Consider the following 10,795-nt stretch of genomic DNA (forward strand, 5'->3'; position numbering starts at 1 on the left):
TCATGAGCCCCATCGAGAATTCGGATTCGGCGGCCTGGAGAGAACTCGAGGTGGTACGCGCCGAGGCGGCTGCACTCCGTAGGCAACTCGCCGACTCGCCGGATCGTTCAAGGGAATTGGAAGCTCGTATCGATTCGCTGACGATTCGCAACACCAAACTGATGGACACCCTGAAGGAGGCCCGTCAGCAGTTGGTGGCGCTGCGTGAGGAGGTCGACCGGCTGGGCCAGCCGCCCAGCGGCTACGGCGTGCTGATCGGTGTGTACGAGGACCAGACGGTCGACGTGTTCACTTCCGGACGCAAGATGCGCCTGACGTGCTCGCCGAATATCGACACCTCCGAACTGCACTACGGGCAGACCGTGCGTCTGAACGAGGCGCTCACGGTGGTCGAGGCCAGCACCTTCGACCAGACCGGTGAGATCGGCACCCTGCGCGAGGTCCTCGACGACGGCCGTCGCGCCCTGGTCGTGGGCCATGCCGACGAAGAACGCGTGGTCTGGCTGTCGGGCCCGCTGTCGGCGCTGGTCGACGCGGACGACGTCGAAGATCCCAACGCGCCCGTGCGGCGGCTGCGCCCGGGTGATTCGCTGCTGGTCGACACCAAGGCCGGATTCGCGTTCGAGCGCATTCCCAAGGCCGAGGTCGAGGATCTGGTGCTCGAAGAGGTGCCCGATGTCGGTTACGAGGACATCGGTGGCCTGGGCCGCCAGATCGAGCAGATCCGCGACGCGGTGGAGCTGCCGTTCCTGCACAAGGATCTGTTCCGTGAGTACGCGCTGCGCCCGCCCAAAGGCGTGCTGCTCTATGGTCCGCCGGGCTGCGGTAAGACGCTGATCGCCAAGGCGGTCGCCAACTCGCTGGCGAAGAAGATCGCCGAGGCGCGCGGTGAGGACGCCAAGGAGGCCAAGTCCTTCTTCCTCAACATCAAGGGTCCCGAGCTGCTGAACAAGTTCGTGGGCGAGACCGAGCGCCACATCCGGATCATCTTCCAGCGAGCTCGTGAGAAGGCCTCCGAAGGCACCCCGGTGATCGTGTTCTTCGACGAGATGGACTCGATCTTCCGCACTCGTGGTTCGGGTGTGTCCTCGGATGTGGAGACCACGGTCGTGCCGCAGCTGCTGTCGGAGATCGACGGTGTGGAGGGCCTGGAGAACGTCATCGTGATCGGTGCGTCCAACCGCGAGGACATGATCGACCCCGCGATCCTGCGGCCCGGCCGCCTGGACGTCAAGATCAAGATCGAGCGTCCGGATGCCGAAGCGGCCCAGGACATCTTCTCCAAGTACCTCACCGAGGACCTGCCGCTGCACGCCGACGATATCGCCGAATTCGCCGGCGATCGCTCCAAGTGCGTCAAGGCGATGATCGAGCGGGTCGTGGACCGGATGTACGCCGAGAGCGAGGACAACCGCTTCCTCGAGGTCACCTATGCCAACGGTGACAAGGAGGTCCTGTACTTCAAGGACTTCAACTCCGGCGCCATGATCCAGAACATTGTGGACCGTTCCAAGAAGTACGCGATCAAATCGGTGCTCGAGACCGGCAATCCCGGTCTGCGCATCCAGCACCTGTTCGATTCGATAGTCGACGAGTTCTCCGAGAACGAGGACCTGCCCAACACCACCAATCCGGATGACTGGGCACGTATTTCGGGTAAGAAGGGCGAACGGATCGTCTACATCCGGACGCTGGTTACCGGTAAGAACGCTTCGGCGAGCCGGGCGATCGATACCGAATCCAATACGGGTCAGTACCTCTAGGAGTACCGCACAACCTCTAGGAGTACCGCGCACACACGTAGGCCGCGCCCGCATCGCGAGCGCGGCCTTCGCCGTATCCGGTGTCAGCGCCGGGCAGTGGCCACCGAGTCGAGCACAATATCGGTGGCCGGCGCGCCGTCGCCGGATCCGTCCTTCACGCCGCCTGCGGCGATGTTCTGCAACACGTCCATACCTCCGGTGACTCGACCGAAGGGGGTGTAGCGGGGCGGCAGTTTGCTATCGGAGTAAACCAGGAAGAACTGGCTTCCGTTGGTATTCGGGCCGGAGTTGGCCATGGCGACCGTTCCCGCTGGGTAGGTCGCCCCGGCGAGGTTTTCGTCGCCGAACCGGTAGCCGGGACCGCCGGTGCCGGTTCCGGTCGGGTCACCGCACTGCAGCACGAAGATGCCCTCGGTGGTCAGGCGGTGGCAGCGGGTGTGGTCGAAGTACTGCTCGCCGGCGAGGAAGGTGAACGAGTTGACCGTATGCGTCGCCCGCGCGGCATCGAGGGCGACGGTGATGGTTCCGCAGTTGGATTCCAGCGTCGCCGTGTACCCGGCGTTGGGGTCGATGGTCACCGCGGGTTCGGCCGGCCACTGCTTGCCGTTGGGCTGGGCGTCGCCGGGGATCATGCAGCCGGGTGCCTGGCTGTGCAGCGGCAGCGGGGCAGCCACGGCAGCGGTGCCGCCGGCCAGCAGTGCGATCGCCGCACCCGCCGCCGCCAGGCCGCTGCGCACCGGCAATCTGCGCGATCTGCGGTCGCGTCGGGCGGAGTGGTCGAGATCGGACTGCGAGTGTGGGAAATCGATTTGCACCGGGGCGGGCCTCCGACATTCGTTTCGTGATGGGTTCGGTCGCCCGGCATCATCGCATGTCCGACCGCCGGGTGCGGGTGAATGAGACATCCGGGCCCCGGCGCTGCTAACGTCGCGGCCATGCAGGTGGTGTTGCGGCATAATCCGTCGTCCACAGTGGCACGGTGTTTTCTCGCCGGTGGGGAGCCGTTGCGTGCGGAAACCGGTGCGATGGTGGCCCATTCGGCAGGAGTGAGCCTGGCCGCGAAGGCCGAGGGCGGATTCCTGGCGGGGCTGAAGCGTTCCGTGCTGGCCGGTGAGTCGTTCTTCGTGTCCACGTTCACCGCGCCGCCTCAGGGCGGCTGGGTCGATGTCGCGCCGGCACTGCCCGGGGACATGCTGGCGCTGCCGATCGCGCCCGACCGCCCGTACTTCATCAGCCGCGGCGGCTGGATCGCCAATTCCCATGGCGTGCAAGTGGAAGCGAAATGGGGCGGCTTCGCCAACATGTTCGGCGGTGAGGGCGGATTCGGCCTGCGCGCCCAGGGGCAGGGCGAGGTCGTGCTCGGCGTCTTCGGCGCGATCGACGTGATCGATCTGCAGCCGGGTGAGTCGGTGACCATCGACTGCGGCCATGTGGTGGCCTACGACCTGGCACTGAAATTCGGTATCCGCCGGGCGGTTTCGGGTCGTTCCCTGCAATCGATCACCTCCGGCGAAGGTCTGGTGTTCGACTTCACCGGTCCGGGTCGGGTGCTGCTGCAGACCCGCAACCCCGGCGCGTTCGCGGCCTGGGCCGGCGCGGTCACCTCGTCCGGCTAGTCGATGGCGTGCCGGGCGGCTTCCCGGGGTGCTGCGATCGGCGCGGCGTGTTCAGCCGGTCCTTTCGAGCCGGCCTACCGCGGTGTCGGTGAGCCACCGGACCTCGTTGTCGCTCATCGCCATTGCCGTGTAGCACACGCTGAGGTCCAGGCCGCCGAGCCGCTCGTTGGCGATCACGAACAGTGACGGGCCGAACGTGTCGAGCGAAACGGATCTGGTGGTGTCCTCGAGCGTGTAGGCGCCGTAGCTGGACCGGAGGCCGGACTCGCCTGCCGTCGTAACCGCGAGCCCGTCGACGCGCCGGTGGTTTCGCAGCGTTGGGATCGCTTCGTGCCGAAAAACCTCCCAATCGGGAAATCCCATGATCGAGGCGGACTCTCGGTGCTTGGCCAGCGTGGCGATCAGCTTGAACGAGACGTCGCGGGCGATTGCCCAGAAGTCGTCGGTGATCGGGTGCTCGCTCCGGAGAATGTCGACGTAGCAACCGTAGGTCTCGGATGGCAGCGCCACGGTACTGAGGCGACGAAGGTCGACCGTGGTCAATACGGTCATCACCTCGAGCCCGTACCGCTCTCGCACGGCAATCAGGAAGGCCGCCGTTACCGCACCGTGAAGCGTCGTTCGGTTGGCTTTGATCGCATCTGCGAGCGTTGCCGTTTCGACGGGCCCGAGGTGACGCTCCAGTACCCGCGTCTGTTTCTTCGGATCACGCACAGCCTGTTTGGGTAGCCGGATGGCCGGCGTATAGGTGTTCTCGGCGCCCCTGCCGGACTTCGAGTCCCTGCCGGACTCGTCCGGCAGACCGGCCTCGATCGGCGGTGGCAGGGCCGTGACGGGCGGCGGATTCGATTGCGCCATGGCCGGATCGGCGAGAAATTCGAGAAGGCGTCGAGCCAGCATATTGGCGGACTGGGCGTCGAGCGTCGCGTGATCGGCACACATGACGATGTGGTTGAGATCGGCATCGGGTAGTTGCCGCACCAGTGTGATCCGCAGGCGAGGATGTTTGCCGTTCGGGATCGGCGTGCGCATATCGGTGGCAAGAACCGCGCGCCAAGCCTCCGGGTCGGTGTCGTCGAGCACCGTCAACGGGATCTCGGTCGTGCCCTCGGTGTCGAACCAGCGCCGGCGATAGGCGAAGGGTGGCAGCGGGCGCCAGACGATCTTGCCGTAGCGGACATGAGCGCGAAGGATGGGGTGCTGGGTCTGCAACCAGGCGAGCGCGCGTCGCACCAGCGCCGGATCGATGCGGCCACGCACGTGCAGCACCTGCATGGTGATCAGCCCGCGACGGGCATGCAAATGATTGAGCAGTTGTTCGCGTTCGCCCAGTGGGCGAGTTTCGCCCACGCCGTCCTCCCAGGTTTCGAATTCCATTTTCAGATCCCGATGAAATCGGCTGATATGCTCACTACGTAAAGGATTCGAGTGATGAATGATTTCGAACGACCGATAATCGAGTATATCTCGATCATGGCGGCTGAAACCGGCGCGGCGCCGGTCGTTCGCGACACCCCTTTACTCGAGATCGGCCTGCTGGACTCGATCAGTCTGGTGAAACTGGTGCATTTCCTCGAGGAACGATTCAAGATCAGCATTCCGGACACGGAGATTCGGGCGGAACTGTTCGAATCTCCTGCGAAGCTGGCATCGTATGTTTCGCGGCGAGCCGCTCAGCCCGCGTGAAGTTCGCGCAGTCGCGCGCGCAGCACCTTGCCGGTCGGGCTCCGCGGTAGTGCGTCGACGAACGCGATCTCGGCCGGGACCTTCTGCACCGACAGCTTTTCGCGGGCATAGCGAATCACCTCGTCCGCCGATAGATCCGCCCGTTTGACGACGAACGCGATCAGCCGATTACCGTGGCGCGGATCCGGTAGCCCCGTCACCACGGCGGCCGCGACGGCGGGCAACGTCATGAGCGTCTCCTCGACCTCGATGGGGTCGATCTTGTAGCCCGATACCTCGATCAGCAGCTTGCCGCGGCCACGAATGAAGATGCGGCCTTCTTCGTCGAGCGAGGCAAGATCGCCGGTCCTGAACCACCCCTCGTCGAACGCCACGGCGTTGGCCGCGGCGTCGCCGAGATAGCCCCGCATGAGCGACGACGATTTCAGTTCCAGTTCGCCGACGGATGGGCCGAACTCGGTGTCGAACGCGACGATGCGGACCCTGCCATCGCCCGCCGGCTTGCCCACCGAGGCCCAGCTTGCATCGGGATCGGCGGAGTCGTTGTGCGAGAACATACTGGCCTCGGTCGAGCCGTAGTCCTGACGAAGTGTGATTCCGAGACGCTCGCGTACCACGTCGAACACGGACCGCTTCAGGGCGGCGCCGCCCGAGAAGGCCAGGCGCAGACCCAGGTCGAAACTGTCCGGCCCACCGGCGATGATCTCGTACATTGCCGGAACGGCGCCCACGAAGGTGACGCGCTCGCCGACGATGGTGTCGAGCAGCTTCCCGCGGGAAAGCGCCAGCGGCAGCGGATCGCTCCAGTAGAGCGTTGTCGCGCCACCGGCGACGGCTTGGGTAGTGCCCAGTAGGAAGCCCATCGAGAAGTTGCCCGGCAGAATGTCGAGGACGAGGTCGTCGGGCGCGATGTCCCAGGCTGTGCTGGCTCGTTCACTATCGGCGATGAGCTCGGCATGAGTGTGCGGCACCACCTTGGGCAACCCGGTGGAGCCGGACGAGAAGAGATAGAGCGCCGTGGTGTCACCGGACAGTTTCGGCAGCCGGGTGGCCGAATGTGCTTCGGGCAGGGCGCTGGTCAGGAAGAGGGGGATGCCGGGGGCCGCATCTGCGGTCAGCATTCCGGCAACGGCGGCGAGGCCGGGAGTGGCGACGGCGGCCTTGGGTGCGGCCTTTTTCGCGAATGTGGCGAGTTCGGATCGCGTGGCCGTCACGCCCAGCGGCATCGCGATGGCGCCGATGGCGAAGAGCGCGTGGGCGGTGACGAAAAGATCGGGTGAGTTCGGAATCAGCAGGGCGACGGGATCGCCGCTCTGGATGCCACGTTCGATGAAGCCGGCAGCGAGTCGGCCGATCCGCTCGACCAACGCTGCGTAGGGTGTAAATTCTTCGCCCTGCCGCAATCCACTGGTGATCGGTGCCCGCGCTGTCAGAGCGAGCAGATTGTCGTAGATCATCTCTACTCCGCGCAGCCCCGCCCTTCCGCCCGTAAGAATAGGAGCCGGTTGCGGCATCTACAAGGCTCGGCGAGCATGCGTGTGGACGGAGAACTACCCGGTGGGGAGCAGGGCAGGCATCGAGCGGTAGGCGTGGAGGTTTCGCAGCGGATGAGGGATCGGTGGGCCGTCGAGGCTCAGACCCGGATACCGATCGAAAAGGGCTCGCAGCGCGATGGCGCCTTCCGACCGGGCGAGCCAGGCTCCCAGGCAGCCGTGAATCCCGCTGCCGAATGACAGATGTTCCGCGGCGTTGTTCCTGGTGATATCGAATTGCTGGGGATCGGGAAAGACTGCGGGATCGTTGTTGGCTCCTGCCAGTGACAGCAGGACGAGCGAACCCGAGGCGATGTGCTGATCGGCGATGTCCGCGTCGCAGTTCGCGATCCGGCCGGTCATTCGGACCGGACCGTCGTAGCGCAGGATCTCCTCGACCGCGTTCGGCCACAACTCCGGCCGTGCGGCGCACAGTTCCAGCTGTTCCGGGTGGCTTGTCAGCAGGACGATGCCGTTGCCGAGCATGTTCACCGTCGTCAGGAATCCGGCGTCCAGCAACAGAGTCGCGTTGGCGATTTGCTCGCGGCGGGTGAGCTCCCGACTGGTCGCCAGCGTGCTGAGCACGTCATCTCGCGGTTCCGTGGTGAGCCCGTCGAGGTACCGCTCGAAGTACCGTTCGACTTCGGCCAAGTCTTCGATGGCGTGGCGGTAGGTGGTCCAGGGCAGACCGCGTTCCAGCAGCGGCGCACCGGAGTCGCCCCATTTCAGCAGAGTCGAACTCATATCTCCGGGCAGCCCGAGGATTTCGGCGATGATCGTGACGGGCAGCTGTGCGGAAAAGTCGGCGATCAGATCCGGCCGAGGATTCGACTGCAGCCGTTCGAGCAGGTTATCGGCTACTTCGGCGATTCGCTCCGCCAGCATGGCGATCGCCTTCGGGCCGAATGCCTGTCCGACCAGGCGCCGGTATCGGGTGTGATCCGGCGGATCGGTCACCAGCATCGAGGGCGGTTCGCCCAAATTGGGAAGTCCCAGATCGGTCTTGGTCAGCATCCAGCGGACCGGCTTCGGCAGGGCCGGGTGATTGGGCGTCACGACGCCGAAGCGTCGGTCGCGCAGAATGAGCCGGCACAATTCGTAGTCCGCGGTGATGTGTGCCCCCGACATCTTGGGCATTCGACCTCTCCGCCGGATCTGCTCGATGTACGGCGATGAGCCGAGCAAGCGATCCGGACCGGCGGCGATTTGCCCGAGCGGGTCACCCAGACGCGCCGACAACTGGAGATAGGTCCGCGGAAGGCCGTGCGTAAGCAGCCACCGAGTCCATGCGCGAGTCAGCATTGGCACCTCCCACACCCGACCTACTCCTATGATAGGTAGTCGCTATGTCTGGCGCATTCGTTGTGCGGGCGCTGGATGATCGAGCGACGTCGGATCGGCAAGGGGCCGTCATGGACAGGCGCGATTTCGTCAAAGGCGTCGGCTTGGCTGCGGCGATGGTGGGTCTCGCGCGTGTGGACAGCACCCCACCAGTCGCTCGCGCCGACAACTTCGGGCCGAGCCCGAGAACGTCGTTGTATCGCACGCTGGTGCCGGAGATCTTCGCCCCCTTGCCGGACCCGGCCGATCATGTACCCGCGATCGTCATCGGATCGGGGTTCGGTGCGGCGGTCACCGCGCTGCGGCTGTCGCAGTCCGGCACTCGGGTCGCAGTCCTCGAGCGCGGGTCGCGCTGGCCGAGTGATCCGTGGCGTGACATTTTCGCAGCGGACACCGTTCCGGATGGCCGTGGCTTCTGGTACCGCACCAGCTTCACCGGGGTGAACAGGGTCCCACTGGCTGTCGATCCGTTCGGTGGTGTTCTCGATGTGTGCAGCTACCCGGGGATGGATGTCTGGCGCGGAGCGTGTGTCGGTGGCGGCTCGGTGGTGTTCACCGGGGTGTTCATCGAGCCGGAGCAGCGGTTCTTCGACCATGTATTCCAGGGTGTGGTCGACTATCGCGAGATGCACGACGTCTACTACCCCAGAGTCCGGCAGATTTTGCGGCCGAGCCCGATACCGGAGGACATCTACAACTCCGTCGCGTTCGCGCACTCTCGTGCCTGGGACGGACAGGTCCGCGCGGCCGGCTACCTGCCGCAGCGAAACGACGGCGTGTGGCGGTGGAACATCATCCGCGACGAACTGGACGGACGATCGAGGCCGTCGGCGACGATCGGCTGTTCGAACCTCGGCAACTCCAACGGCGCGAAATTCGATCTGAACCAGAACTACCTGCGCTATGCCGAGGCCACCGGTTATGCCGGGATCTACCCGGGCCATCGGGTGGACGCCATCTCCAAGGAACCGGGAGCGTCGGGTCGCTATACCGTCGCGGTGACCAAACTCGCCCCGACCGGCGAGGTGCTTCGCACCCGCACGCTGACCTGCGACATGCTGTTCCTCGCCGCTGGCTCCATCGGCACTTCCGAGCTGCTGGTGCGCGCGCGGGCCACGGGCGCGCTGCCGGACCTGAACGAACACATCGGCGAAGGCTGGGGCACCAACGGCGACGTCGCCCTGGCGCGGCCGCTCACCACGCTCGAGGTGGGTACGCAGGGTACACCGTCCGCGAGCCGGATTCTGGACGAGGCGGGCGCACCCGTGGCGTTGGAAAGCTGGTTCGTCCCCGGCACGACGCCCCTCGACACCACCATTCTCGCGTCGCTGGGCATCGTGCTCGACGACACCCGGGGCCGATTCGTCTGCGATCCGACGACCGATGGTCGCGTCGAGCTGCAATGGCCACCCGGCGGTGCTGTCGGCTATCTCGAGCGAGCACGAGAGGTCAACAGCAACGTGGCTTGTCACTGCCCGCCTGCTTTTCGCGCGGGTCTGGATGCGGACGCGTCGTTCACTTCCCATCCGTTGGGCGGCGCGGTGATCGGACGTGCAACCGACGAGTACGGCCGGGTGCGCGGTTATCGAAACCTTTATGTGATGGACGGGGCGGCCGTACCCGGCAGCACCGGGACGGTGAACCCCTCGTTGACGATTAGTGCGCTGGCCGAGCGCAATATCGAAGAGATCATTCGTTCCGGTGGGTGAGGGATACCGTCGAGCGATACAGTCGGAAACTGTGCACCAGACCCCGGTCACGAACCGCGAGCGGTCGCTCGCCGAACGGGCGGCTATCCGGCTGCTGTACCCCACAGTCCGGGCGACCGGGGAATCGTTGCGGGCGGCGGTCGCGGACAAGGTGGTTCTGGTGACGGGTGCCTCGCACGGCATCGGTAAGGCCAGTGCCCGGAAGCTGGCCGCGGCCGGGGCCGTGGTGCCGCTGGTGGCGCGTTCTCGGCCCGAACTGGAACGGCTGGCCGCCGAGATCACAGCGGACGGCGGCACAGCCCACCCGTATGCGAGCGACCTGACCGATTGGGATGCCGTCGAGTCGCTGGGCCGGACGCTGCTGGCCGAGTACGGGCATATCGATATCGTGATCAGCAACGCGGGGAAGTCCATCCGGCGTCCCATCGCCGAGTCCTACGACCGCTTCCACGATTTCACCCGCACCATCGATATCAACTATTTGGGTCCGGTGCGGCTGCTGCTCACCCTGCTGCCTGATATGTGCGCCCGTCGGCAGGGGCATATCGTCAATGTGTCCACCTGGGGTGTGCTGATGCCGCCGAGTCCGCGCTGGTCGGCCTACGGTGCCTCGAAAGCGGCGTTCGACGTCTGGCTGCGCAGTGTCGCCGCGGAAATCGCCGGCAACGACGTCACCACCACCTCGGTATACATGCCACTGGTCCACACCAGGATGAGCGCTCCCACGGACTTTCGCCGCGTCCCTGCTCTCACGGTGGCGGAAGCCGCCGATCTCATCGCGTACGCCGTCGCCGCCAAACCGCACGATATCGCCCCCTGGTGGGCAGTCCGGGTCCAAGCGTGGTCCGCCGTCCATCGCGACCGCGTTCAGCGCTTTCTGGAACGCAGGTCTCGTCGCTGAAGGGCTGCGCCCGTCATTTTTTGGAAAAGAGCGAATTCGATAATCGTCAATCAGCAGGCTTCGGACATTCCGAACTCCGGACGGTGGAATGAGCCCGGCCATCAAGTATAAATCAATGGTCGAGAGATTCGAATCGTGCTCGAAGGTCGTGCGGGGCAGTCCGAATCGGTAAGAGTATTCGTCCCCTGATCGAAAGACGAAAGTCACAAGATCGCGGTGGCGGCGAAAGTTTCTTCAGCACAACGGT

General features: G+C 65.2%; 9 protein-coding genes. 5 read left to right on the forward strand and 4 right to left on the reverse strand.

What is annotated here, in order from left to right; all coding sequences use genetic code 11:
* Positions 1–2: 2 nt before the first annotated feature.
* Positions 3–1,763 (forward strand): proteasome ATPase, encoded by a 1,761-nt coding sequence (arc, locus tag C5E41_RS03765; protein ID WP_104374411.1) that lies wholly within the window; start codon positions 3–5, stop codon positions 1,761–1,763.
* An 83-nt stretch (positions 1,764–1,846) separates the two neighbouring features.
* Here arc and C5E41_RS03770 read toward each other — a convergent pair whose 3' ends face one another.
* Positions 1,847–2,578, reverse strand: a complete 732-nt coding sequence (locus C5E41_RS03770; protein ID WP_308706025.1) for a peptidylprolyl isomerase — start codon at positions 2,576–2,578, stop codon at positions 1,847–1,849.
* 120 nt (positions 2,579–2,698) lie between these two features.
* On the opposite strand from C5E41_RS03770, the gene C5E41_RS03775 reads away from it, so the two are divergent.
* Positions 2,699–3,379, forward strand: a complete 681-nt coding sequence (locus C5E41_RS03775; RefSeq protein ID WP_030518137.1) for a TIGR00266 family protein — start codon at positions 2,699–2,701, stop codon at positions 3,377–3,379.
* 51 nt (positions 3,380–3,430) lie between these two features.
* On the opposite strand, the gene C5E41_RS03780 is transcribed toward C5E41_RS03775, so the two are convergent.
* Complete coding sequence (locus C5E41_RS03780) at positions 3,431–4,756, reverse strand: phthiocerol/phthiodiolone dimycocerosyl transferase family protein (RefSeq protein ID WP_104374413.1); 1,326 nt, start codon at positions 4,754–4,756, stop codon at positions 3,431–3,433.
* A gap of 96 nt (positions 4,757–4,852) precedes the next feature.
* Between C5E41_RS03780 and C5E41_RS03785 the strand changes: the two genes are divergently transcribed.
* Positions 4,853–5,065 carry an acyl carrier protein gene (locus tag C5E41_RS03785; RefSeq protein WP_181063083.1) on the forward strand — a complete coding sequence of 71 codons (213 nt, stop codon included), beginning with the start codon at positions 4,853–4,855 and terminating at the stop codon, positions 5,063–5,065.
* Here the strand turns inward: C5E41_RS03785 and C5E41_RS03790 are convergent.
* Together C5E41_RS03790 and C5E41_RS03795 are read right to left on the reverse strand one after the other, a co-directional pair.
* Entirely contained in the window at positions 5,053–6,522 is a 1,470-nt protein-coding gene (locus C5E41_RS03790) for a class I adenylate-forming enzyme family protein (protein ID WP_181063084.1), read from the reverse strand. The genes C5E41_RS03785 and C5E41_RS03790 overlap by 13 nt on opposite strands.
* A gap of 93 nt (positions 6,523–6,615) precedes the next feature.
* Positions 6,616–7,734 carry a cytochrome P450 gene (locus C5E41_RS03795; protein ID WP_258080716.1) on the reverse strand — a complete coding sequence of 373 codons (1,119 nt, stop codon included), beginning with the start codon at positions 7,732–7,734 and terminating at the stop codon, positions 6,616–6,618.
* A 275-nt stretch (positions 7,735–8,009) separates the two neighbouring features.
* Here C5E41_RS03795 and C5E41_RS03800 point away from each other — a divergent pair, with 275 nt between their 5' ends.
* Positions 8,010–9,647: a GMC oxidoreductase gene (locus C5E41_RS03800; protein WP_104374417.1), complete on the forward strand. Its 1,638-nt coding sequence runs from the start codon at positions 8,010–8,012 to the stop codon at positions 9,645–9,647.
* 31 nt (positions 9,648–9,678) lie between these two features.
* Complete coding sequence (locus tag C5E41_RS03805) at positions 9,679–10,548, forward strand: SDR family NAD(P)-dependent oxidoreductase (RefSeq protein ID WP_258080717.1); 870 nt, start codon at positions 9,679–9,681, stop codon at positions 10,546–10,548.
* Positions 10,549–10,795: the final 247 nt, after the last annotated feature.

The organism is Nocardia nova (assembly GCF_002933465.1).
Lineage (GTDB): Bacteria > Actinomycetota > Actinomycetes > Mycobacteriales > Mycobacteriaceae > Nocardia > Nocardia nova_B.